This window comes from Streptomyces spiramyceticus, assembly GCF_028807635.1.
GTDB classification, from domain to species: domain Bacteria; phylum Actinomycetota; class Actinomycetes; order Streptomycetales; family Streptomycetaceae; genus Streptomyces; species Streptomyces spiramyceticus.
The window spans coordinates 926,089-947,470 of record NZ_JARBAX010000001.1 but is presented as its reverse complement, the minus strand read 5'-3'; the positions used below and the strand labels follow the sequence as shown (position 1 = coordinate 947,470).

Genomic DNA, 21,382 nt, shown 5'->3' with positions numbered 1-21,382 from the left:
AGGAAGTCAGCCGCCGATGTCGGGGGTATACGTCCCGAAGCTCCAGACGTTGCCCTCGGCATCCCGCGCCATGAAGTCCCGCGAGCCGTAATCCTGGTCGGTCGGCGGCATCAGGATCTCCACCCCGTTCTCCACGGCCCGCGCATGGAGTGCGTCCACGTCGTCCACCACCACGTACACACCGACCGGTCCCGCGTTCGCCATGGCCTTGGCGAAAACTCCCTCGCGGCCGTGCGAGCCCACCATCACCGCGCCGTTGCCGCACGCCAGCTCGCAATGCTCGACGTAGCCGTCCTCACTCTCGTAGAGACTCACCTCGCGGAAGCCGAAAGCGTCCTTCAGCGTCCTGATCGCGGCCTTCGCGTCCTTGTACAGAACCGTCGGGTAGATGCTCGGTGCGCCGGTCATGCGGTCCACCTTCTCTTCTCGCTCGTCTCGCCGAATGTGACGTGGATCCCAGTTTTGCACCGCCCACTGACAACGCCCCGGCGAGACGTCTCACCGGGCGAATCTCACCGGGCGGACTCCACGCGCGATTTCACCGGGCGAAGGTGTCGCACCGCGCCATGTCGTCCCCCGTACGAAAGCCCTGCCGGAACCACTGCCGGCGCTGCGCCGCCGAGCCTTGCGTCCAGGACTCCGGTGTCACCCGCCCCCGCGACCGCTCCCGGATCCGGTTGTCACCGACCGCGGCCGCCGCGTCGAGCCCGTCCTCGATGTCCTGGTCCGTCAGCGAGGTGACCAGCGGCGGCCCTGTCGACTTCTCGGGCGTACGCGCCGCCTTCACCCACTTCCGCCCTGTTCCAGGGGTGTTCGGCGCGGACCGGGACAGGGCCGAATGGGGGACCGGCCCGCCCCCGCCACCGTGTCGGCCGGGCTCCCGGCCCGCCCCCACATCCCCCGCCGCTACGTTCTGTCCCTGATCCATGGGCGGCGCCACAAGGGGGAAACCGTGACTGCCAGTACGCCGACGGCACCGGCAGCCAGGAACGCGACCCTCCGCCGAGGCATCCGCATCATCCTCACTCTCGCCGCGGCCACCCTGGCCCTGCCCCTGGTCACCGCCGCCCACCAGATCCGGCCCACCCCGTACGGCGACCACCTCACCGCCCACACACCCCCCGCCCGACCCGACCCCGCCCTGCGCATGAAGGGGCAGGCAGTAGAGGCCTACGACCCCGCCTCCGGCCGGCGCCACTGGACGTACACCCGTGAAGGCCGCCGCCCCCTCGCCCTGCGCCCCGCACCCGGCCACGCCTTCGCGCTCTGGAGCGACGGCCTGGTCACCGACACCGCCCGCACCCACGGCCGTACGGTCAACTGGCACCGCGCCGTCCCGGGGCTCTCCGGCTGGCTGGCGGCCGGAGGCACCGGCCGGGCCGCCGACGTCCTGCAGTCGCTCGGCCCCTCCTCCGGCATGCTCGCCGTCATCACCCCGCAGCGCATCGCCGCGTACCGCACCATGGACGGTGACCTGCGCTGGGTGCTGCCCGCCGCCCGGGGATGCGCCTTCGAGCCGCGCCGCACGGCCCGCATCGGCGGCGTGCTCCTGGTCGCCCAGCCCTGCGGGCCAACCGCCGCCTGGACCACGGAACTGGTGGCCGTCGACGATCTCGGCCGGATCGTGCCCGACCGCAGACCGCTCGGCAATGCCCTGCCGGGCGGAGAGGGCGGAGAGGGCCGCGCCAGAAAAGTGGTTGCGGGCGCCCGTTAGACTGGGCCGTATGGCATCTCTCCTTGTGCATTAGCCGGCGTCGAAGAATCACCTCCGCCTGCCCTTCTTCCGCCGTCCATACCGCCCTGGAGTTTTTCCGTGATCACCGCTTCCGGCATCGAGCTGCGCGCCGGCGCCCGCATCCTCATCGAGAACGCGTCCTTCCGTATCGCCAAGGGCGACCGCATCGGCCTCGTCGGCCGCAACGGAGCGGGCAAGACCACCCTCACCAAGTGCCTCGCAGGTGAAGGAACCCCCGCCGGCGGCACCATCACCAACTCCGGTGAGGTCGGCTACCTCCCGCAGGACCCCCGCACCGGCGACCTCGACGTCCTCGCCCGCGACCGCATCCTCTCCGCCCGCGACCTCGACTCCGTCCTGCGCAAGATGCGCGAGAACGAGGAGCGCATGTCGACGGGCCAGGGCGCGACCCGCGAAAAGGCGATGAAGAAGTACGAGCGCCTGGAGACGGAGTTCCTCACCAAGGGCGGATACGCCGCCGAGGCCGAGGCCGCCACCATCGCCGCCGCGCTCGGCCTGCCCGACCGCGTGCTCGGCCAGCCCCTGCATACGCTCTCCGGCGGTCAGCGCCGCCGCGTCGAGCTGGCCCGCATCCTCTTCTCGGACGCCGACACCCTGCTCCTCGACGAGCCCACCAACCACCTCGACGCCGACTCGATCGTCTGGCTCCGGGACTACCTCAAGACGTACCGCGGCGGCTTCATCGTGATCTCCCACGACGTCGACCTCGTCGAGACCGTCGTCAACAAGGTCTTCTACCTGGACGCCAACCGCTCGCAGATCGACATCTACAACATGGGCTGGAAGCTCTACCAGCAGCAGCGCGAGGCCGACGAGAAGCGCCGCAAGCGCGAGCGTCAGAACGCCGAGAAGAAGGCCGCCGCCCTCAACTCACAGGCCGACAAGATGCGTGCCAAGGCCACCAAGACCGTCGCCGCGCAGAACATGGCCAAGCGTGCCGAGCGCCTGCTGTCCGGCCTCGAAGCGGTACGGGTCTCCGACAAGGTCGCCAAGCTGCGCTTCCCCGAGCCCGCCCCCTGCGGCAAGACCCCGCTGACCGCCGAGGGCCTGTCGAAGTCGTACGGATCCCTGGAGATCTTCACCGACGTCGACCTGGCCATCGACAAGGGCTCGCGCGTCGTCATCCTCGGCCTCAACGGCGCGGGCAAGACCACGCTGCTGCGCCTGCTCGCGGGCGCGGAGAAGCCCGACACGGGCGAGGTGACCCCGGGCCACGGTCTCAAGATGGGCTACTACGCCCAGGAGCACGAGACTCTCGACCCGGACCGAAGCGTCCTGGAGAACATGCGCTCGGCCGCGCCCGACCTCGACCTCGTCGAGGTACGCAAGACGCTCGGCTCGTTCCTCTTCACCGGTGACGACGTCAACAAGCCGGCGGGGGTCCTCTCCGGCGGTGAGAAGACCCGTCTCGCGCTGGCCACCCTGGTTGTCTCTTCGGCCAACGTCCTGCTGCTCGACGAGCCGACGAACAACCTCGACCCCGCCAGCCGCGAAGAGATTCTCGGCGCCCTGCGCACGTACAAGGGCGCGGTCATCCTGGTCACCCACGACGAGGGCGCGGTCGACGCCCTGGAACCGGAGCGGATCATTCTGCTGCCGGACGGCGTCGAGGACCTGTGGGGTCCGGACTACAAGGACCTCGTCGCGCTGGCCTGAGTGCCCCCTGATCCACTGCTGATCCACTCCTGATCCACTTCCTCTGGATCATTCGGCCTACGGGTGATCCTTCATCTGAGGTAGTGGCTCTCGTACCCCGGCGTGTCAGCCACCGGATTGCGGCCCGTCCCTCACGGGGCGGGCCCTTTCTGTCCCTCTGATCTTTTGGGGGCGCTGACCTGGTGATTCTTTCCGTGCCCCCGTTCGGCCGTACGGCGCGAGACGTGCGGAACCCTTGATTCCACTCGTGGCGGGCGGTTCCTGTCCGGGAACGTTGTTGTACGGACCTTGCCGAATGGGTGGCCAGGAAGCCCTGGAGGGGTGATCATGAGAGTCCAGAGCGCACTTCCTTGAGGAGGCACGGGTGGCCGAGACTCTTAAGAAGGGCAGCCGGGTAACCGGCGCCGCGCGCGACAAGCTCGCGGCAGACCTGAAGAAGAAGTACGACTCCGGTGCGAGCATCCGGGCGCTGGCCGAAGAGACCGGCCGCTCCTACGGGTTCGTACACCGGATGCTCAGCGAGTCCGGAGTCACGCTGCGGGGACGCGGCGGGGCGACGCGAGGCAAGAAGGCCGCTTCGGCCTGACGGTCGCAGGCGGACTCGGCTCACCGGTTTCGGCGGTGGCCACCCGGTCGGTCGCACGATCGCCCGGGTGGTTACTGTGCAGTCACTTATCTGCACTGCCCGACTGCCACCCGAACCGGAGGCGCCACATGGCTTCGCTCGACCCTGTGCTGGACAAGGACGGCGTACGACTCACCGTCGAAGACGCCGTTGCCACGGTGACCCTTACCAATGCGGCCAAGCGCAACGCCCAGTCTCCCGCTCTGTGGCGGGCGTTGACGGAAGCCGGACGGTCACTTCCGGGCGACGTGCGGGTCGTCGTGCTGCGCGGCGAGGGCAAGTCCTTCTCCGCCGGCATGGACCGGCAGGCGTTCACCCCCGAGGGGTTCGACGGTGAGCCGTCCTTCCTCGATCTCGCACGTGGTTCCGACGAAGACCTCGACAAGGTCATCGCCGAGTACCAGGACGCGTTCACCTGGTGGCGGCGCAATGACCTCGTCACCGTGGCCGCCGTACAGGGCCACGCCATCGGCGCGGGCTTCCAGCTCGCCCTCGCGTGCGACCTGCGGGTCGTCGCCGAGGACGTGCAGTTCGCCATGCGCGAGACCAGCCTCGGTCTCGTCCCCGACCTCACCGGTACGCACCCGCTGACGGGCCTCGTCGGGTACGCCCGCGCGCTGGAGATCTGCGCCACGGGACGCTTCGTCCACGCGGCGGAGGCGGAGCGTATCGGCCTCGCCAACCTCGTCGTGCCCGCCGAGGAACTCGACGGCGCGGTACGGGACTTGGCGGGCGCGCTGTTGGCTGCCCCGCGGGATGCGGTGATCGAGACGAAGGCGCTGCTCCGGGGGGCGGCTGACCGTACGTACGAGGAGCAGCGCGTGGCGGAGCGGGCGGCGCAGGCGCGCAGGCTGCGCGACTTGGCGGGGCTCGCGGATTAGGGGGTGTCCGGTCGAGCCCCGCGACGCCGCGGAGATCGACCGGACACCCCCCCTAGGCGCGGGCAGCCGGTGGGTGTGTGCTGCTCGGTGCGGGTAGTGGTGGACGGCGCCGGGTGCGGGTTGCCTGCGGCGCTTTCCCCTACCCGCCCCTTTCCCGAAGCTGGGGGCAAGCCCCAGACCCCCGGACGGGCTGAATCTTTCAGCATGTCCGGCGTTTGAGGACACGGGGTCCGGGGCGGAGCCCCTCACGCGGCGGCAGCCGCAGAGTGTCACAGCGGGAAGGGGCGGGGTGGGGAACAAACCCGCCGCAGGCGCACCCCGTTCAGTCGACGGCCGTCACCACCACAGTCACCGTCACGCGCCCGCCCTGGGCCACGGCCACCGCCTCCCGCACCGCCCGCGCAACCTCCACCGGGTTGCGCCCCGCCGCCGTCGCCAGCTCCACCCGCACATGGCCCTCGGCGATATGCACCGGCGCCCCCAGCGTGCTGGTCAGCCGCGCCACCCCGGGGACGGCCGCCGCTGCCGAGGCCACGACGGCCTGGGGGCCGGCCTGCGGCCCCGCCTCTCCCTCCTCCGGAGGAGCCGCGGCCGCCGCAGAGTCCCGCGCCGCACCACCCGGCCCCGCATCCAGCAGGTCCGTCACCCGCAGGTCCACCTCCGTGACCACGAGCCCCAGCCGGCCCGACGCCACCTCCCACAACACCTCGCGCAGCCCCTCCGCCGTCAGCGGAAGCGGCTCGTCCGCCGTGGCCGCGAAATCCGCATCGATACGCAGCGGGCCGGGCGGCAGCGCCCCCGGCGGCGGAGGTACGGCGGGGGCCTCGACCGTTTCCGGATCTGCGAGCCCGATCCGTAGCGTCCCCAGGGACACCCCCGCGACCTCCCTCGCCGCGCGCCGCAATACCGAGTCCGCCGCCTGCTCCGCCAGCCACGCGCCGTCCGCCGCCCCACCCAGCGGCAGCAGCCTGCCCAGGCCCAGTCGCTGCCGTACTGCCCGAGTCAATCCGTCAGGTGCCATACCTCCAGCCTGCCGCACTCGCGGCGCGAGATCGGGCAACCGAGCCTAATCTGGGCAATGGAGTCCAGTACCGCTCGGAAGGGACGAACGGCGATGACTGACACCAGCGACGAGACCAAGAAGACCTCCGTGACCAAGCGGGGCGGCGGCGATCCGGGTGCCCGTGGCCGTACCACCATCGCCGACGGAGTGGTGGAGAAGATCGCCGGCCTCGCGGCCCGCGACGTACTCGGCGTCCACGCCATGGGCAGCGGCCTCTCCCGGACCTTCGGCGCAGTACGCGACCGGGTGCCGGGTGCCGGTGCCGGAGCTGGAGCCCGAGCCGTCTCCCGGGGCGTGAAGGCCGAGGTCGGCGAGGTGCAGACGGCGCTCGACCTGGAGATCGTCGTCGAATACGGCGTCTCGATCGCCGATGTCGCCCGCGCCGTACGCGAGAACGTCATCTCGGCCGTGGAACGCATGACCGGCCTCGAAGTGGTCGAGGTCAATATCGCGGTCAGCGATGTGAAGCTGCCCGAAGAGGAAGAGGAAGAGCCCGAGCCACGTATCCAGTAGGCCGCCTGTTCCGTAGGACAGCCCACTAGGAGGAGGAGCGCAGGATGAGCATGGCTGTGGTCGGCCTGTTGGCCGGTATGGCGCTCGGGTTCGCCGGGTATTTCGGTGGCTTCGGAGCCTTTCTGCTGGTGGCGGCCCTTGGCGCGATCGGCTACGTACTCGGCCGGTTCGCCGACGGCGACCTCGAACCCGGCGACTTCTTCCGTGTCCGCGAGCGCGGCGAACGGCAGAGGTGACCCGCGAGTGGGCGCCGCCGGTCGGGTCGCTGATGGTCAAGTCCCGGCCGGGGAGGCCCCAGCGGGCCGGGTCGCGGCCGCCGAGCGCGGTGCGACGCGTATCGCCGACCGGGTCGTCGCGAAGATCGCCGCACAGGCGGCGCGCGAGGCGCTCGCCCAGGCGCCCGACGACCAGCCGGGCAGGGACAGGGGCAAGGAGCCGCACGCCGCGGTGACCGTGCGCCATGACACGGCGCGGGTACGGATCAGTCTCGAACTCGGCTATCCCTCCGACATCGGCGGGCAGTGCGGCACAGTGCGTCGCCAAGTCGCGCAGCGGGTAAAGGCCTTGGCGGGGATGGAAGTGCCCGAGGTGTCGGTTCAGGTCGAGCGCCTCCACTCGGCGTCCCAGGCACGCCGCGCGGACCGCGGGAGGATCCGATGAGTGAACCCGACAGCACGACGCGGCGGCTCCCTGTCGTCGAACGCGAACAGTCCGCGTCCGCCGCGGACTTCAACCCGGTGCCGACCCTCGGGGACGACGACGACGGGAAGACCGGACGCTTCTGGTCCAAACGCCGGGTGCCGGCCGGGCTGCTCGCCCTCGTGGTGCTCGGCGCCGCCGGTCTGCTGCTGTACGACATCGCCGCTGTACGGGCCGACCACCCCGCGATGCGCTGGCGCCGCGAGCTGGCGGACGACCTCGCGACCCGGCCCCTGGACGACACGTGGGTATTCACCGGGGCGGGCATCGCCGTGGCGCTCGGCCTGTGGCTGCTGGTCCTGGCCGTGACGCCCGGCCTGCGGGCGATTCTGCCGATGAGGCGGCCCTCGGAGGATGTACGGGCCGGGCTCGACCGGTCCGCGGCGGCGCTCGTGCTGCGCGACCGGGCCATGGAGGTCTCCGGCGTGCAGTCCGTACGGGTGCAGGTGGGGCGCTCCAAGGTTTCCGTGAACGCCGTGTCCCACTTCCGTCAACTCGACGACGTGCGCAGCGACTTGGACACCGCGCTCGGTGTCGGTATCCGGCAGCTCGGCCTCGACGACCCGCCAAGGCTGTCCGTGCACGTCGGCCGCCCGGACAAGAAGGGGTGACGGGGTGATGCCGAAGAAGGCCAACCGTGTCCTGCTCGGGCTCGCGGGCCTGGTACTGATCGCCGTCGGCGGCGCGGTGCTCGCCGCCGGAGCCGGGCTCTCCGTACCGTCCTGGTGGCCGTTCGACGGGCCTGACGACGTACTGCTGAGCGAGTCGGGCCGTAAGCGGTGGCGGGACGAGACGTGGTGGTGGCCCACGGTCTTCGCGGTTCTCACCGCGGTGGTCCTGCTCGCACTGTGGTGGCTGCTGGCCCAGCTGCGCCGCTCGCGGCTGGCGGAGGTGCTGGTCGACAGCGGCGACGGCGAGGGGGCGCTGCTACGGGGGCGGGCGCTGGAGGCGGTGCTCGCGAGCGATGCGGAGGCGGTGGAGGGGGTGGAGCGGGCCCGCGTAAGGCTGACGGGCCGCCGGACCATGCCCCGGGCCCGGATCACCCTGACCCTCGCGCCGTACGCGGAACCGGCGGCGGCGCTGTCGGGCGTCACGCGGGAGGCGCTGGCGCGGGCGCGGGATTCGGCGGGGCTGGAGACGCTGCCGGCGGAGATCCGCCTGAGGGAAGTCAAACACCGTGCGCAACGCGTGACTTGACGCGAGTGTGGCGTGCCGACAGCAACTTCCGCCACCCCGCCCTTTCCCGCTGTGACATTCTGCGGCTGCCGCCGCGTGGTGGGGCTCCGCCCCAGACCCCGGTCCTCAATCTCCGGACGGGCCGGCTGATCGGGGTGCTGCTCCGCGGCGGGGCCGGGCTCAGGGGGTGTTACCCGCACGGGCGAGGCCCCACCCTGGTTACGCGACGCTCTGTGCCGCGAGCGGCCGCGCCCCTGACGCTTACGGTGCCCTTGCTCCCACCACCCACCACCCACCGGCCGACGGCTGCCAACGGCCTGAGCTGCCCACCGGAGGCGGTAACCGACCAGTCGCCCCCCCCCGCACGGGGCGCGGCGGGGCAGGCCCCGGCCGCAGGCCGGATACCACCCACCGGCCGACGGCCGTCAACGGCGCTGAGCAGCTGCCCACCCGGAGGCGGTAACCGACCAGTCGCCCCCCGGCACGGGGCGCGGCGGGGCAGGCCCCGGCCGCAGGCCGGGTACCACCCACCGGCCGACGGCCTCCAACGATGCTGAGCTGCTCACCGGGGGTGGTAACCGAGCATTCGCCCCCGCGCACGGGCGCGGCGGGGTGGGGCCGGGCCCGGCCGCAGGCCGGGGCACCAGCTACCGGCCCGCAGGTGCGGCCCGGCGCCACGGCCCGGCGGACGGAGTCCGGCGCAGTGCCCCGAAGCCCGGGAAGCCCGCCAGGGCTGAGCGGTGCGAGGGGTGCACGGGGAATCAGTAGCCGTGGCGTGCGCCGCCGTCGATCGGGAGCATCACGCCCGTCACGTACGACGCCGCGGGCGACATCAGGAACGCCGCCGCCCTGCCGAACTCCTCCGGCCTCCCGTAGCGGCGCAACGGTACGCGGGACTCGCTCCTCGCCCGCGCCGCGTCGCCGTCCCCCGAGAGCGCGTCGAGCTGGCGCACCCGGTCCGTGTCGATACGCCCCGGCAGCAGGCCGACGACGCGGATGCCGCGCGGGCCCAGGTCGACGGAGAGCGACTTCGCGAAGCCGGCCAGGCCCGGCCGCAGGCCGTTGGAGATGGTGAGGCCGGGGATGGGTTCGTGGACGGAGCCGGACAGGACGAAGCCGATGACTCCGCCCTCAGTGAGCGAGGAGGCCGCGGCGCGTGCCAGCCGTACCGCGCCCAGGAAGACGGAGTCGAAGGCCGCCTGCCACTGCTCGTCCGTGTTGTCGGCGGCGCTTCCCGGCGCAGGTCCGCCGACGCTGATGAGGATGCCGTCGAACCGCCCGAAGTGCGCACGGGCAGCGCCGATCAGGCGCTCAGCCGCCCCGGGGTCGGCATTGTCCGCGGCGATACCGACCGCGTTCGGGCCGAGTTCGGCGGCGGCGTCCGCGACCGCCTTCTCGTCGCGGCCGGTGAGGACGACCTTCGCGCCGTCCTCCGTCAGCTGCCGCGCCGAGGCGAAGCCGAGCCCACGGCTGGCTCCGGTGACGACGTACACGCGGTCCTTCAGTTCAAGATCCATGGGGTTATCCTGCCGTCTCTTCCCCTGCCAGGGCGAGGGCCGATACGACCAGTCCGATATGGCTGTAGGCCTGGGGGAAGTTGCCGAGCTGGCGCCCGGTGGCCGCGTCGTACTCCTCGGCCAGCAGCCCCACGTCGTTGCGCAGCGACAGCAGCCGTTCGAAGAGCTCCCGGGCCTCCTTCTCGCGCCCGGTCAGCCGCAGCGCGTCGACCAGCCAGAACGAGCAGGCCAGGAAGGCCCCTTCGAAGCCGGGCAGCCCGTCGACCGCGATACGGTCCCTGCGGTCCGTGGTGTAGCGGCGGATGAACCCGTTGTGAGCGAGCCCGGTCCGTACCGCCTCGATCGTGCCGAGGACCCGCGGATCGTCGGGCGGCAAGAAGCCGAGCCGGGGGATGAGCAGCGTGGCGGCGTCCAGTTCGGCGGAGCCGTACGACTGCGTGAAGGTGTTGCGCTCCGGGTCGAACCCCTTCTCGCAGACATCCCTGTGCACCTCGTCGCGCATCACCCGCCACCGGTCGGCGTCGCCGCGCAGCGCCGGATGCTCCTCCAGAGCGCGTACGGCCCGGTCGGCCGCGACCCATGCCATCACCTTGGAGTGCACGTAATGGCGGCGCGGCCCTCTGACTTCCCACAGGCCCTCGTCCGGCTCGCGCCATGTGGATTCGAGGAAGCCGAGCAGGCTGAGCTGCAGGTTCCAGGCGTGCGGTTTGGTGACCAGGCCCGAAGACCTGGCCAGGTGGAGAGAGTCGATGACCTCTCCGTACACGTCGAGCTGGAGCTGCTTGACGGCTTCATTGCCGATACGGACGGGGGCGGACCCCTCGTACCCGCGCAGCCACGGCAGTTCCACCTCGGGAAGCCGGCGCTCGCCGGAGATTCCGTACATGATCTGGAGGTCGGCGGGGTCGCCCGCCACCGCCCGCAGCAGCCAGTCGCGCCAGGCGGCGGCCTCGTCGAGGTAGCCGGCGGAGACGAGGGCGCTGAGGGTGAGGGTGGAGTCGCGCAGCCAGCAGAAGCGGTAGTCCCAGTTGCGTACGCCGCCGATCTCCTCCGGGAGCGAGGTGGTGGGGGCGGCGACGATGCCGCCGGTCGGGGCGTGCGTCAGGGCCTTGAGGGTGATGAGGGAGCGCAGTACGGATTCGGCGTACGGACCGGTGTAGCAGCAGCGCGACGACCACTCCTCCCAGTCCTCGACGCTGTGTTCGAGCGCCTCGAAGGGGTCGATGAACTCCGGCTGCGGTTCGTGCGACGGGTGCCAGGTGAGGACGAACGCGATCCGCTCGCCCTCGGCGACGGTGCACGACGAGCAGGTGCTGAACTGCTGGCCCCACGTCTTCACCCGGTCCTCGGGACCACTGCGGAGCCACACGGCGTCGGGCCCCGCGACGGCCACCCGGTGGCCCTTCGAGCGGCGCATCCACGGCACGATGCTGCCGTAGTCGAAGCGCAGCCGGAGTGTGGAGCGCATCGACACCGTGCCGGAGATGCCCTCGATGATCCGTACGACGTCGGGGGCCTTGTCGCGCTGCGGCATGAAGTCCGTGACCTTGACCGTGCCGGAGCGGGTCTCCCAGACCGACTCCAGGACGAGGGTGTTGCCCCGGTAGGCCCGGCGGGTGCAGTTGCCCGCGCCGTTGGGGGCGATGCGCCAGTGGCCGTTGTCCTTGTCACCGAGCAGCGCGGCGAAACAGGCCGCCGAGTCGAAGCGGGGCAGGCAGAGCCAGTCGATGGAGCCGTCCCTGCCGACCAGCGCTGCCGTCTGGAGGTCCCCGATGAGCGCGTAGTCCTCGATGAGTTGGGTCACGCCAACCGTGTTCCCGCACAGGCGGGGGGCTAAGCGGGTGCGGTTACGGTCAGGCGTTCGCGGCGGCGGGCTCCGCCGGTGCGTCGCCACCGCCCGCGTCACCGCCGCCGCTGTCGTCGGTACCGCTGTCGCCGGCCACCGCGGCCTCCGCCCGGTCGCGCAGTTCCCGGCGTACGAGAACGACCCAGCCGACCGGCACCGCCGCGGCGAAGAGCCACCACTGGACGGCGTACGCCATGTGCGGGCCGATGGAGTCCGCGTCGGGGGAGGGGACGAGCTCGGGCTTCGGGCCCGCCGGGACGGGCTCGATCTGCTCGATGTAGCCGCCGAGGACGGGCCGGGAGAGGGTCTTCGCCTGCTGCTCGCTGTTGATCAGCATGATGTGCCGGGGCGGCAGTCCGCTCAGGTCCTTGATGCCGCTGCCGGCCGTCGTCTCGTCGGCCTTGAGGCGTCCGGTGACGGTCACTTCGCCCTTGGGGGCGGCCGGGATCTTGGGGAAGGCCTGCTGGTCGGCGCCGAAGGGGATCCAGCCGCGGTTGACGAGCACCGCGCGGCCGTCGCCGAGGACCAGCGGGGTGAGGACGTGGTAGCCGACCTTGTCGTCGGCGGAGGTCCTGCGGCGTACGACGACTTCGTGCGCGGTGTCGTACGTCCCCGTGGCGGTCACCCGGCGCCAGTAGTCGGCGCGCGGGACGGTGTGTCCGGGGGAGGTGAGGTCGCCCACAGGGACGGGCTTCGCCTTCAGGTTGTCGGCGATCAGCTTGTTCTGCGCGACCCGGTGCTCATGACGGTGCAGCTGCCAGAACCCCAGCTCGGTCATCGTGGGGATGAGAGCGAGCATCAGGAGGGTGAGGATCACCCACTGCCGGGACAACAGGAAGCGGTACACCCCATGACCGTACAACTCGGCCATGGGGTGTCCGGAAGGCGGGGGCGGATGAGAAGGGCGGTGGAGCCGGTTCAGACGTGGTCGACGATGCCCACCTTCCCCTCCGCGCGCGAACAGTGCGCGCAGCAGTACCAGTGTCCGTTCGCCTCCACGCCGTGGCCGATGATCTGGCACCGGCAGTGCTCGCAGATGGGCGCCATCCGGTGGATGGCGCAGGAGAAGCAGTCGAAGACGTGCACCGCGCCCTGCGCGTGCACCTCGAAGGACATGCCGTAGTCGTTTCCGCATACTTCGCAACGTGCCATGCGCCACAGGGTGGGACGGTGGGCGGCGGCGGTGCGAGCGGTCGCCGGGCGAGTCTTCGGCAATCACCCGTCTGCCGGGGTCACGTCCCGCAGCAGCTGGGTGAAGGCGGCCTCGTCGACGACGGGAGTGCCGAAGGACTTGGCCTTGACCGTCTTGGAGGTGGCGGAGTCGGGGTCGTTGGTGACGAGCAGACTCGTGAGCCGCGACACACTCGTCGCGACGTGCAGCCCCGCTTCGATCGCCCGATCCTCCAGCAGCTCGCGGTCCACGGAGGTGTCCCCGGAGAACGCCACCCGCATCCCCTGCTTCAGCAGCTTCCCCGGCTCGTACCGCCCGGGGTTCGGATACGGGCAGGCCGGGCGCTTGCGCGACGGGCGCCAGCTCGCCGGGCTGCTTGATCCTCCGTACGACGCCTGGTACCCAATTCGGGGTGTAGCGGGCGAATCCGACCATTCGGTGAGCGGTCGGCACTCCAGCAGCGGCAGTCGTACGCCGCCCTGCGCCGCCGCGTGCAGGCTCGGCCGGAACGCCTCGGCGAGCACGCGCGCGTCGTCGAGAGCGTGGTGCGCCCGCTGCTGTACGACGCCGAAGTGCGCGGCGAGCGACTCCAGCTTGTGGTTGGGCAGGGGGAGTCGGAGCTCCTTGGAGAGCGCGATGGTGCACAGCCGCTGCTGGACGGGTGCGGTGCGCTCGGCGCGCGCGTACTCCCTGGCGATCATCGACCAGTCGAACATCGCGTTGTGCGCGACGAGCACCCGCCCGTCGAGCCGCTCGGACAGCTCGGCCGCGATCTCCGGGAAGAGCGGAGCGCCGCCGAGGACGTCACTGGTCAGTCCGTGGATCCAGACGGGGCCCGGGTCGCGCTGCGGGTTGACCAGCGTGTACCAGTGGTCCTCGACGTCCCCCCGGTAGTCCAGCCGGTAGACGGCAGCGGAGATTATCCGGTCGTCGCGCGCGAGTCCGGTGGTCTCCACGTCGACGACCGCGTACCCCTTTGGGTAGGCGGTCGGCCACGGCGCTGCTGTCGAGTGGTCTTCGAGCATGGTCACTGAGGATACGGGCCCCCACTGACAGCCCGGTCATCCCGGGTGAGCAGACCATCGACCAGAGCTCTCACGGAGTTGACGAAGAGCCGTTCGGAATCGGCGGGGCGGGCGAGCGCGCGGGCCAGCGCCGGGTCGTGTTCCGCGGTCTCGGCGTCCCACAGTTCCTCCTCGCCCGGGTGCTGAACGGGGGCGCGTTCGCGATTGCGTTCGACGAGGACGTGTCCGACGGCCTGGAACTGGACCGCCCGTACGACCTCGGCGGCGGCCGCGCCGCGCAGGCCCGCCGCGTGCATCTCGTGGACGAGGGCCTGCTGGGCGGGCAGGAACATCCGCTCGGTGAGGCCGCGTTCGTGGACCATCGCGATCAGGTGCGGGCGCTCGCGCAGTTCTCGGCGGAGCGTGCGGGCGACGGAGACGATGCGGGCGGCCGGGGTGCGGCCGGTGGGGCGGATGGCGCCCATCTCCTGCACGGTGCGCTCCACGAGGGCGTCGAGGAGCGACTCGCGGTTGCCGACATGCCAGTAGATCGAGGTGACGGCGGTGCCCAGCTCGGCCGCGAGCTTGCGCATCGTGAGGGACGCCGGACCGTGCTGTTTCACTAGAGCCGCGGCGGTTTCCAGGACCTCTTCGCGGGTCAGGGCGGTGCGTGGCATGGAGCCCCCAATTCTCGTACGTGCACGGCTCTTTACCGTTCATCGCCCTCGGTGTAACTGTGTTACAGGCTACCGACGAAGGGCAGGTACGACATGGCACGCGTACGGTACGGCGCGCGGACCGAGGCCGAGATCAGGGCCGCGCGCGAGGCCGGCACCAAGCTCCCCGACATCTGGTCGACCGGTGTGGTGGCGGTCTGGGAGAGCGACCCGGACGCGGTGGCGGCCGTACTGCCGCCGCCGCTCAAGCCCGACGGGAGTGCGCTCGTACGGGCGAACATCAGCAAGGTCGACCTGCCCGGATATCCTCTGGGCGCCGGTTCGGTGGCGGTCGCGGCCGTCCACGACGGGATCACCGGCTGGTACCCCCTCGTCATGCCGATGACCCACGAGCGGGCGCTCATCGGCGGCCGCGAGGTGTTCGGCGAGCCGAAGAAGCTGGGCGAGGTGAGCGTCGAGCGCGACGGTCTGGTCGTACGAGCGGCCCTCGCGCGGCACGGCATCGCGTTCGTCGAGGTGCGGGGCGCGGTGGACGGGCCGCTTCCGCTGCCCGAGCCGGTGGAGAAGGTGGACTTCTACTTCAAGTTCCTGCCGGCGGTTGACGGGCGGGGCTTCGACGCCGACCCGGTCCTCGTGCACTGCACCCGCAACGAGAAGGTCCGGAAGCTGGAGCGGATCGTGGGCGATGTGGTGCTGCGCGAGTCGATGTACGACCCCGTCGCCGACCTGCCCGTACGCCGCGTCGTCAGCATCACCGTCGGCGAGAAGACCACCGACCAGAAGGGCCGGGTGGCCGAACGGGTCAGCGCGCAGGCCCTGTTGCCGTACATCCACCAGCGCTACGACGACCCGCAGCAGATCCTCGACGGCCCGCCGGAAGGGAGCGTCTGATGCGGCCGGCGGAAGGGCAGGTCGCCGTCGTCACGGGCGCGGCGAGCGGCATCGGGCTCGCGATGGCCCGCCGGTTCGCGGCCGAAGGCCTCAAGGTCGTCCTCGCGGACGTGGAGGAGGCCGCGCTGGAGAAGGCGGCGGCCGGACTCCGCGAGGAGGGCGCGCAGGTGCTGGCCCACGCCGTCGACGTCAGCGAGCGCGCGTCCGTCGTCGCGCTCGCGGACGCGGCGTACGACACCTTCGGCGCGGTGCACGTGCTGTGCAACAACGCGGGCGTCGGGTCGGGCGCCGAGGGCCGCATGTGGGAGCACGAACCGAACGACTGGAAGTGGGCGTTCGCGGTCAACGTGTGGGGGGTCTTCCACGGCATCCAGGCCTTCCTACCGCGGATGATCGCGGGCGGCGAGCCGGGCCATGTGGTCAACACGTCGTCGGCCGACGGCGGCATCGCGCCACTGCCCACCGCCTCCGTGTACGCCGTCACCAAGGCGGCCGTCGTGACGATGACCGAGTCGCTGTACGCCCACCTGAAGGCGGAGGGCGTGCCGGTGGGCGCGTCGGTGCTTTTCCCCGGTCCGCACATGCTCCGCACCGGACTGTGGGAGTCGCACAGGAACCGGCTCGAGCGGTACGCCAAGGAGCGGCCTCGCAAGACTCCTTACCGCAGCCTCGGCCAGTGGGAGGCGGCAATGAAGGATGCGGGGCACGAGATCGAGTTCACGCCGGTCGAGCAGGTCGCCGATGCCGTCGTGGACGGGATCCGGGCCGACCGCTTCTGGATGCTTCCGGCGAGCGAGCACAGCGACCGGCAGATCCGGGCGAGGTCGCAGTCGATGCTCGACCGCGCCAACCCGTCGTACTTGGAAAGCTTCATCCTGGACTGAGGGACGTGCGATGACAGACCCGTACCTGATCATCTCCTCCGACTGCCACGCCGGGCTGCCGACCGAGCAGTACCGGCCCTATCTGGACAGCGCCTTCCACCGCGACTTCGACGAATTCCTCGGGCAGCGCGATGCCCGCCGCGCGGAGATGACGCGCCTGGGCGTACGCAACGAAGCCTTCGCCGCCAAATGGTTCCAGGACAACGAGGAGGGGCTGCGCGGCGGTTGGGACACCGCCCAGCGCCTCAAGGAGCTCGACGGCGACGGGGTGGCCGCCGAGGTCGTCTTCCCCGACGCCGATGCCGTCGACAGCCAGACCGCCGCGCCCTTCGGGGTCGGCCTCGGCCTCTCCGGCGACCAGGACCCCGAGCTGGGCATGGCGGGCGCGCAGGCGCACAACCGCTGGCTCGCCGAATTCGTCGCCCAGAATCCCGAACGCCACTGCGGGGTCGCACTCCTCCCCGTCACGGGAGAGGTGGACCGGGTCGTCGCCGAGATCCACCGGGCCAAGGAGTCCGGGCTCGGCGCACTGATGATCCCCTCGATGTGGGTCGACAAGGCGCCGTACCACGACCGGCGCTACGACCCGGTGTGGGCGGCGGCGGCCGAGACAGGCATGCCGGTCGTGACCCACTCGGGGGCGGCGCCCCGCCACGAGTACGGCGACCACCTGGGCATCTACGTGTCCGAGGTGACGTGGTGGCCGGCCAGGCCGCTGTGGTTCCTGCTCTGGTCCGGCGTCTTCGAGCGCCACCCGGGCCTGAAGTTCGGCGTCGCCGAGTCGGGCTGCTGGTGGCTGCCGAACCAGCTGTGGTTCATGGACCGCCTCTACCTCGGCGCGCACGGCGGAAAGAAGCTCTCCCCGTTCGCCGAGCTCAAGCGCCCGCCCAGCGAGTACCTGGACCGGCAGGTCTTCATCTGCGCCACCAACACCAAGCGCCGCGAACTTGCCCAGCGTTACGAGATCGGCGTCGACAACATCCTCTGGGGCAGCGACTTCCCGCACCCGGAGGGCACCTGGCCCGACACGCGTGCGTGGCTGAAGAGGACCTTCCACGACATCCCGGTGACCGAGACCCGCCGCATCCTCGGCCTCGCCGCCGCCGACGTCTTCGGCTTCGACACGGTGAAACTCGCCCCGCTCGCACGGCGGATCGGCCCGACGCCGGAGGAGCTGGGCCAACCCGACGACCAGGGGCCGGTCGAAGCGTCGTGGGCCAGGTCGCGTGAGGTGGGCCGCCACTGGCTGACCGACCACGACTTCCCGGTGCTGGGGGTCTCGCCATGACGTCGGACCGCTACACGGTGATCTCGGCCGACTGTCACGCCGGCGCCGATCTCCTTGACTACAAGCCGTACTTGGAGAAGAGGCACCACGACGACTTCGACGCCTGGGCTGCGGCGTACGTCAATCCGTACGAGGACCTCCTGGCCGACACCGCCGACCGCAACTGGAACTCCGCACGCCGCCTCGCCGAGCTGGAGGCCGACGGCATCGTCGCCGAAGTCGTCTTCCCCAACACCATCCCGCCCTTCTTCCCCTCCGCCTCACTCATGGCCCCGGCGCCCTCGCAGGCGGAGTACGAGCAGCGCTGGGCGGGTCTGCGTGCGCACAACCGCTGGCTGGCCGACTTCTGCGACGCCGCTCCGGGCCGCCGGGCCGGTGTCGCGCAGATCCTCCTCAACGACGTGGACGAAGCGGTACGCGAGATCCGCCGCACCAAGGCGGCGGGCCTCATGGGCGGCATCCTGCTGCCCGGCACGCCGCCCGGTTGCGGCATGCCCGAGCTGTACTCGCAGATGTACGACCCGATCTGGGCGGTGTGCGAAGAGCTGGACGTACCGGTCAACCACCACGGCGGGTCCGCGTCCCCGCCGCTCGGTGACGAACCGGCGGCCCGCGCCGTCTTCATGGTGGAGACGACGTGGTTCTCGCACCGGGCGCTGTGGCACCTGATCTTCGGCGGCGCTTTCCGACGTCACCCCGGCCTGAAACTCGTCCTCACCGAACAGGGTTCGGGCTGGATCCCGGGGGTGATCGAGATGCTGGACTACTACCACTCGCGCCTGGTGGCGGCAGAGACTCGTGGCGCCTCCACGGCCGAGTCCAAGTTCGGGTCGGGCCTTGCCGCTTCGATGGGCAAGGGCCCCGGCGAGGTCTGGCGGGACAACTGCTTCGTCGGCGCCAGCTTCATGCGCCCGCACGAGGTGCCGCTCCGCGACCGGATCGGCCTCGACAAGATCATGTGGGGCTCCGACTACCCCCACGACGAGGGCACGACTCCGTACTCGCGCGAGGGCCTTCGGATCGCGTACGCGGGCCTGCCGCGCGAGGAGGTCGCGGCCATGGCGGGCGGCAACGCGGCCTGCGTGTACGGCTTCGATCTCGCCGCACTCGACCGCATCGCGGCGAAGACCGGACCCACCGTCGCGGAGATCGCCGAGCCCCTGAAGGAGATCCCGCCGGACGCGACCAGCCCCGCCTTCGCACCGGGCGGGTCGGTCCGCGTGTGGTGAGCGTGCGGGTGAGACCCTCCCCGAGTGACTGAACCAGTACCCCATGAAGCGGCTGACGCGGCCCACGGCGGCGGCCTCGGCACGCGCCTGAACTGGCTGCGCGCCGGGGTGCTCGGGGCCAACGACGGCATCGTCTCCACGGCGGGCATCGTCGTCGGCGTCGCGGGCGCGACGGACGAGCGCGCCGCGCTGCTGACGGCGGGCCTCGCCGGACTGCTGGCCGGGTCGATGTCGATGGCGGCAGGGGAGTACGTATCGGTGTCGACGCAACGCGACTCCGAGAAGGCGGCGCTGGCCGAGGAGAAGCGGGAGCTCCGGGAACAGCCGGAGGCCGAACTCGACGAACTGACAGAGCTGCTGGCCGGGCGCGGCCTCTCCCCGGACGTGGCCCGCGAAGCCGCGCAACAGCTCACCGAACGCGACGCGCTGCGCGCGCACGCGCGCGTGGAACTCGGTATCGACCCCGACGAGCTCACCAACCCCTGGCACGCGGCGGCCGCCAGCTTCGTCGCCTTCACGGTCGGAGCCCTCCTCCCTCTCCTCGCGATCGTCCTCCCGCCCGAGTCCTGGCGCCTCCAGGTCACAGTGGTCTCGGTTCTGATCGCCCTGGCCCTGACGGGCTGGGGCAGCGCCCGCCTGGGCGCGGCACCGCCGAGACCGGCGGTGGTACGGAACGTGGCGGGCGGGGCGCTGGCGATGGCGGTGACGTACGGGGCTGGGTCGCTGCTGGGGGCGGCGGGCATCTAGGGGGTAGCGGAGTCGCTGACATCACGTCTTACATACTTGGCGGTAACAACCCCTAGCCGAGCGCTCACCTGCGCCTCTATCGTGCGGGCATGCCGAACCTGCCCGATGTCGTGCTGTGGTCGATACCCGCCTTCGTACTGCTCACCGCGCTCGAAATAGTGAGCTACCGCCTCCATCCCGACGAAGATGCCGCCGGGTACGAGACCAAGGACGCCGTCACCAGCGTCAGCATGGGGCTCGGCAGCATCGCGTTCGATCTCCTCTGGAAGATCCCGATCGTCGCGATCTACATGGCCGTGTACGAACTCACGCCCGCCCGCGTCCCCGTCCTGTGGTGGACGATCCCGCTGATGCTCCTCGCGCAGGACTTCTTCTACTACTGGTCGCATCGCGGCCACCACGTCATCCGCATTCTCTGGGCCTGCCACGTCGTCCACCACTCCAGCCGCAAGTTCAACCTCACCACCGCCCTGCGCCAGCCCTGGACGACGCTCACCGTCTGGCCGTTCTACGTGCCGCTGATCGCGTGCGGTGTGCATCCGGCCGCGCTCGCGTTCTGCTCCTCCGCGAACCTCGTCTACCAGTTCTGGGTGCACACCGAGCGCGTCGACAAGCTGCCGCGCCCCTTCGAGTACGTCCTGAACACGCCGTCCCACCACCGCGTCCACCACGCCTCCCAAGGCGGCTACCTGGACCGGAACTTCGGCGGCATCCTGATCCTCTGGGACCGGCTCTTCCGCTCCTTCGCGGCCGAGACCGAGCGGCCCGTCTTCGGCCTGACGAAGAACATCGACACCTACAACCCGCTGCGCGTCGCCACCCACGAGTACGCCGCCATCGCCCGCGACGTACGAGCGGCAGCCACCTGGCGCGAGCGGGCGGGCCGGATCTTCCGCGGCCCCGGCTGGCAGCCACGCCCGGCGGAGCCGGCCTCGGCTGCCAGCCAGGGTCAGGCGCAGGAAGCCGCCGCGGGGCGCACCGCGTGAGCGCCACCGCCACGCCCGGGGGCCGGCCCGACGGCGCCCGCGTCCGCGACCGGCGCGAGGTGTGGGCCCGGGGGCTGCTCCTCGGCTTCGGCCTCGTGGCCCTCGCGGACCTCGGCTCGCTCGTCGCCGGGGCCGACGCCGGGCACCTGATCGCCAAACCGCTGCTGATGCCGCTCCTCGCGGCGTACGCCATGCTGCGCGGCGCACCCCGACTGCTGGTCGCGGCCCTGCTGTTCGGGTGGGGCGGCGACGTCGCCCTGCTCTCCGACGCCGAGCCGGCGTTCATGGCCGGCATGGGCTCCTTCGCCGCCGGTCACGTCTGCTATCTCGCACTGTTCGGGCGCAGCCGTCAACGAAGTAATGGCGTCAGCCACACGTCCCCGCTCCTCGGCGCCGGATACGCCGTCGCCCTCGTCGCCACCGTCGCGCTCCTGTGGCCCGACCTCCCCGCCGAACTGCGCATCCCGGTGGCCGGATACAGCCTGCTGCTCACCGCCATGGCGTGGCGAGCGAGCGGCCTCGGGCTGTACGCCGGGCTCGGCGGCGCGCTCTTCCTGCTCTCCGACACCCTCATCGCCACCGGCGTCGCCGAATGGCCACAGCTGCCCGCACCCGACTTCTGGATCATGCTCACCTACGTGGCAGCGCAGTGCCTGCTGGCCATGGGCGTACTCGCGCGGCGGGCGGCCCCGGCTCCCGGCGACGGGGCGGCCGTGACGCGAGACGGGCCGCCCGGAGAGACCGGGCGGCCCGCGCACTCGTAACGCGTAAGT

General features: G+C 71.2%; 24 protein-coding genes and 1 pseudogene. 16 read left to right on the top strand and 9 right to left on the bottom strand.

The window, feature by feature from the left end:
* Positions 1-6: 6 nt before the first annotated feature.
* Positions 7-408: a VOC family protein gene (locus PXH83_RS04270; protein WP_274556813.1), complete on the bottom strand. Its 402-nt coding sequence runs from the start codon at positions 406-408 to the stop codon at positions 7-9.
* Between the two features lie 130 nt (positions 409-538).
* Positions 539-772 (bottom strand): annotated as a pseudogene (locus PXH83_RS04265) (neutral zinc metallopeptidase); the annotation flags it as partial.
* Positions 773-952: 180 nt separating this feature from the next.
* Here PXH83_RS04265 and PXH83_RS04260 point away from each other — a divergent pair.
* The 4 genes from PXH83_RS04260 (at position 953) to PXH83_RS04245 (ending at position 4,918) form a co-directional block, all read left to right on the top strand.
* A complete protein-coding gene (locus PXH83_RS04260; protein ID WP_274556811.1) occupies positions 953-1,714 on the top strand; it encodes a hypothetical protein in 762 nt (253 codons plus the stop codon).
* A gap of 99 nt (positions 1,715-1,813) precedes the next feature.
* Positions 1,814-3,412, top strand: a complete 1,599-nt coding sequence (locus PXH83_RS04255) for an ABC-F family ATP-binding cassette domain-containing protein (protein WP_274556808.1) — start codon at positions 1,814-1,816, stop codon at positions 3,410-3,412.
* A 364-nt stretch (positions 3,413-3,776) separates the two neighbouring features.
* Entirely contained in the window at positions 3,777-3,998 is a 222-nt protein-coding gene (locus PXH83_RS04250; protein WP_006123601.1) for a helix-turn-helix domain-containing protein, read from the top strand.
* Between the two features lie 128 nt (positions 3,999-4,126).
* Complete coding sequence (locus PXH83_RS04245; RefSeq protein WP_274556800.1) at positions 4,127-4,918, top strand: enoyl-CoA hydratase/isomerase family protein; 792 nt, start codon at positions 4,127-4,129, stop codon at positions 4,916-4,918.
* A 322-nt stretch (positions 4,919-5,240) separates the two neighbouring features.
* Here PXH83_RS04245 and PXH83_RS04240 read toward each other — a convergent pair whose 3' ends face one another.
* On the bottom strand, positions 5,241-5,939 hold the full coding sequence (locus tag PXH83_RS04240) for a hypothetical protein (protein ID WP_274556798.1): 699 nt from the start codon (positions 5,937-5,939) through the stop codon (positions 5,241-5,243).
* Between the two features lie 93 nt (positions 5,940-6,032).
* On the opposite strand from PXH83_RS04240, the gene PXH83_RS04235 reads away from it, so the two are divergent.
* From PXH83_RS04235 to amaP, 5 genes are read left to right on the top strand one after another with little or no spacing between them, the layout of a single operon-like run.
* Positions 6,033-6,494, top strand: a complete 462-nt coding sequence (locus PXH83_RS04235; RefSeq protein WP_274556796.1) for an Asp23/Gls24 family envelope stress response protein — start codon at positions 6,033-6,035, stop codon at positions 6,492-6,494.
* A 44-nt stretch (positions 6,495-6,538) separates the two neighbouring features.
* Entirely contained in the window at positions 6,539-6,730 is a 192-nt protein-coding gene (locus PXH83_RS04230) for a hypothetical protein (protein WP_274556794.1), read from the top strand.
* A 7-nt stretch (positions 6,731-6,737) separates the two neighbouring features.
* Positions 6,738-7,154: an Asp23/Gls24 family envelope stress response protein gene (locus PXH83_RS04225; protein WP_274556790.1), complete on the top strand. Its 417-nt coding sequence runs from the start codon at positions 6,738-6,740 to the stop codon at positions 7,152-7,154.
* The gene (locus PXH83_RS04220) at positions 7,151-7,804 is read left to right on the top strand and encodes a DUF6286 domain-containing protein (protein ID WP_274556788.1); all 654 of its coding nucleotides are present in this window, start codon (positions 7,151-7,153) and stop codon (positions 7,802-7,804) included. Before PXH83_RS04225 ends, PXH83_RS04220 begins: the two co-directional genes overlap by 4 nt.
* Before the next feature lie 7 nt (positions 7,805-7,811).
* Positions 7,812-8,390, top strand: a complete 579-nt coding sequence (gene amaP / locus PXH83_RS04215; RefSeq protein ID WP_274556785.1) for an alkaline shock response membrane anchor protein AmaP — start codon at positions 7,812-7,814, stop codon at positions 8,388-8,390.
* A gap of 740 nt (positions 8,391-9,130) precedes the next feature.
* Here amaP and PXH83_RS04210 read toward each other — a convergent pair.
* From PXH83_RS04210 to PXH83_RS04185, 6 genes are all read right to left on the bottom strand, one after another.
* Positions 9,131-9,886 (bottom strand): SDR family oxidoreductase, encoded by a 756-nt coding sequence (locus tag PXH83_RS04210; protein WP_274556783.1) that lies wholly within the window; start codon positions 9,884-9,886, stop codon positions 9,131-9,133.
* A gap of 4 nt (positions 9,887-9,890) precedes the next feature.
* Positions 9,891-11,690, bottom strand: a complete 1,800-nt coding sequence (locus tag PXH83_RS04205; protein WP_274556781.1) for a glycoside hydrolase family 15 protein — start codon at positions 11,688-11,690, stop codon at positions 9,891-9,893.
* A 49-nt stretch (positions 11,691-11,739) separates the two neighbouring features.
* Entirely contained in the window at positions 11,740-12,579 is an 840-nt protein-coding gene (locus tag PXH83_RS04200; RefSeq protein WP_274562663.1) for an SURF1 family cytochrome oxidase biogenesis protein, read from the bottom strand.
* 71 nt (positions 12,580-12,650) lie between these two features.
* Positions 12,651-12,884: a hypothetical protein gene (locus PXH83_RS04195; RefSeq protein WP_214914153.1), complete on the bottom strand. Its 234-nt coding sequence runs from the start codon at positions 12,882-12,884 to the stop codon at positions 12,651-12,653.
* Between the two features lie 63 nt (positions 12,885-12,947).
* Positions 12,948-13,934, bottom strand: coding sequence for a DEDDh family exonuclease (locus tag PXH83_RS04190; RefSeq protein WP_274556778.1), 987 nt, complete (start codon positions 13,932-13,934; stop codon positions 12,948-12,950).
* The gene (locus PXH83_RS04185; RefSeq protein ID WP_274556776.1) at positions 13,931-14,584 is read right to left on the bottom strand and encodes a TetR/AcrR family transcriptional regulator; all 654 of its coding nucleotides are present in this window, start codon (positions 14,582-14,584) and stop codon (positions 13,931-13,933) included. The genes PXH83_RS04190 and PXH83_RS04185 overlap by 4 nt, the downstream gene beginning before the upstream one ends.
* Before the next feature lie 93 nt (positions 14,585-14,677).
* On the opposite strand from PXH83_RS04185, the gene PXH83_RS04180 reads away from it, so the two are divergent.
* The 7 genes from PXH83_RS04180 to PXH83_RS04150 all read left to right on the top strand — a co-directional run bounded on the left by PXH83_RS04180 (position 14,678) and on the right by PXH83_RS04150 (position 21,373).
* Positions 14,678-15,475 (top strand): acetoacetate decarboxylase family protein, encoded by a 798-nt coding sequence (locus PXH83_RS04180; RefSeq protein WP_274556773.1) that lies wholly within the window; start codon positions 14,678-14,680, stop codon positions 15,473-15,475.
* Positions 15,475-16,359 (top strand): SDR family NAD(P)-dependent oxidoreductase, encoded by an 885-nt coding sequence (locus PXH83_RS04175; RefSeq protein ID WP_274556771.1) that lies wholly within the window; start codon positions 15,475-15,477, stop codon positions 16,357-16,359. Before PXH83_RS04180 ends, PXH83_RS04175 begins: the two co-directional genes overlap by 1 nt.
* Before the next feature lie 10 nt (positions 16,360-16,369).
* Positions 16,370-17,647, top strand: coding sequence for an amidohydrolase family protein (locus tag PXH83_RS04170; RefSeq protein WP_274556769.1), 1,278 nt, complete (start codon positions 16,370-16,372; stop codon positions 17,645-17,647).
* Positions 17,644-18,876 carry an amidohydrolase family protein gene (locus PXH83_RS04165; RefSeq protein ID WP_274556767.1) on the top strand — a complete coding sequence of 411 codons (1,233 nt, stop codon included), beginning with the start codon at positions 17,644-17,646 and terminating at the stop codon, positions 18,874-18,876. Before PXH83_RS04170 ends, PXH83_RS04165 begins: the two co-directional genes overlap by 4 nt.
* 24 nt (positions 18,877-18,900) lie before the next feature.
* Positions 18,901-19,623, top strand: a complete 723-nt coding sequence (locus PXH83_RS04160) for a VIT1/CCC1 transporter family protein (RefSeq protein ID WP_274556764.1) — start codon at positions 18,901-18,903, stop codon at positions 19,621-19,623.
* Positions 19,624-19,712: 89 nt separating this feature from the next.
* A complete protein-coding gene (locus PXH83_RS04155; protein WP_274556762.1) occupies positions 19,713-20,609 on the top strand; it encodes a sterol desaturase family protein in 897 nt (298 codons plus the stop codon).
* Positions 20,606-21,373 carry a lysoplasmalogenase gene (locus PXH83_RS04150; protein ID WP_420803113.1) on the top strand — a complete coding sequence of 256 codons (768 nt, stop codon included), beginning with the start codon at positions 20,606-20,608 and terminating at the stop codon, positions 21,371-21,373. Before PXH83_RS04155 ends, PXH83_RS04150 begins: the two co-directional genes overlap by 4 nt.
* Positions 21,374-21,382 lie beyond the last annotated feature (9 nt).

What these genes read in the sequence shown, in the direction of transcription:
- PXH83_RS04270 (WP_274556813.1), bottom strand. Translation starts at nt 408, where the DNA reads ATGACCGGCGCACCGAGCATCTACCCGACGGTTCTGTACAAGGACGCG.
- PXH83_RS04245 (WP_274556800.1), top strand. Translation starts at nt 4,127, where the DNA reads ATGGCTTCGCTCGACCCTGTGCTGGACAAGGACGGCGTACGACTCACC.
- PXH83_RS04240 (WP_274556798.1), bottom strand. Translation starts at nt 5,939, where the DNA reads ATGGCACCTGACGGATTGACTCGGGCAGTACGGCAGCGACTGGGCCTG.
- PXH83_RS04235 (WP_274556796.1), top strand. Translation starts at nt 6,033, where the DNA reads ATGACTGACACCAGCGACGAGACCAAGAAGACCTCCGTGACCAAGCGG.
- PXH83_RS04230 (WP_274556794.1), top strand. Translation starts at nt 6,539, where the DNA reads ATGAGCATGGCTGTGGTCGGCCTGTTGGCCGGTATGGCGCTCGGGTTC.
- PXH83_RS04220 (WP_274556788.1), top strand. Translation starts at nt 7,151, where the DNA reads ATGAGTGAACCCGACAGCACGACGCGGCGGCTCCCTGTCGTCGAACGC.
- amaP (WP_274556785.1), top strand. Translation starts at nt 7,812, where the DNA reads ATGCCGAAGAAGGCCAACCGTGTCCTGCTCGGGCTCGCGGGCCTGGTA.
- PXH83_RS04210 (WP_274556783.1), bottom strand. Translation starts at nt 9,886, where the DNA reads ATGGATCTTGAACTGAAGGACCGCGTGTACGTCGTCACCGGAGCCAGC.
- PXH83_RS04195 (WP_214914153.1), bottom strand. Translation starts at nt 12,884, where the DNA reads ATGGCACGTTGCGAAGTATGCGGAAACGACTACGGCATGTCCTTCGAG.
- PXH83_RS04185 (WP_274556776.1), bottom strand. Translation starts at nt 14,584, where the DNA reads ATGCCACGCACCGCCCTGACCCGCGAAGAGGTCCTGGAAACCGCCGCG.
- PXH83_RS04180 (WP_274556773.1), top strand. Translation starts at nt 14,678, where the DNA reads ATGGCACGCGTACGGTACGGCGCGCGGACCGAGGCCGAGATCAGGGCC.
- PXH83_RS04175 (WP_274556771.1), top strand. Translation starts at nt 15,475, where the DNA reads ATGCGGCCGGCGGAAGGGCAGGTCGCCGTCGTCACGGGCGCGGCGAGC.
- PXH83_RS04170 (WP_274556769.1), top strand. Translation starts at nt 16,370, where the DNA reads ATGACAGACCCGTACCTGATCATCTCCTCCGACTGCCACGCCGGGCTG.
- PXH83_RS04165 (WP_274556767.1), top strand. Translation starts at nt 17,644, where the DNA reads ATGACGTCGGACCGCTACACGGTGATCTCGGCCGACTGTCACGCCGGC.
- PXH83_RS04155 (WP_274556762.1), top strand. Translation starts at nt 19,713, where the DNA reads ATGCCGAACCTGCCCGATGTCGTGCTGTGGTCGATACCCGCCTTCGTA.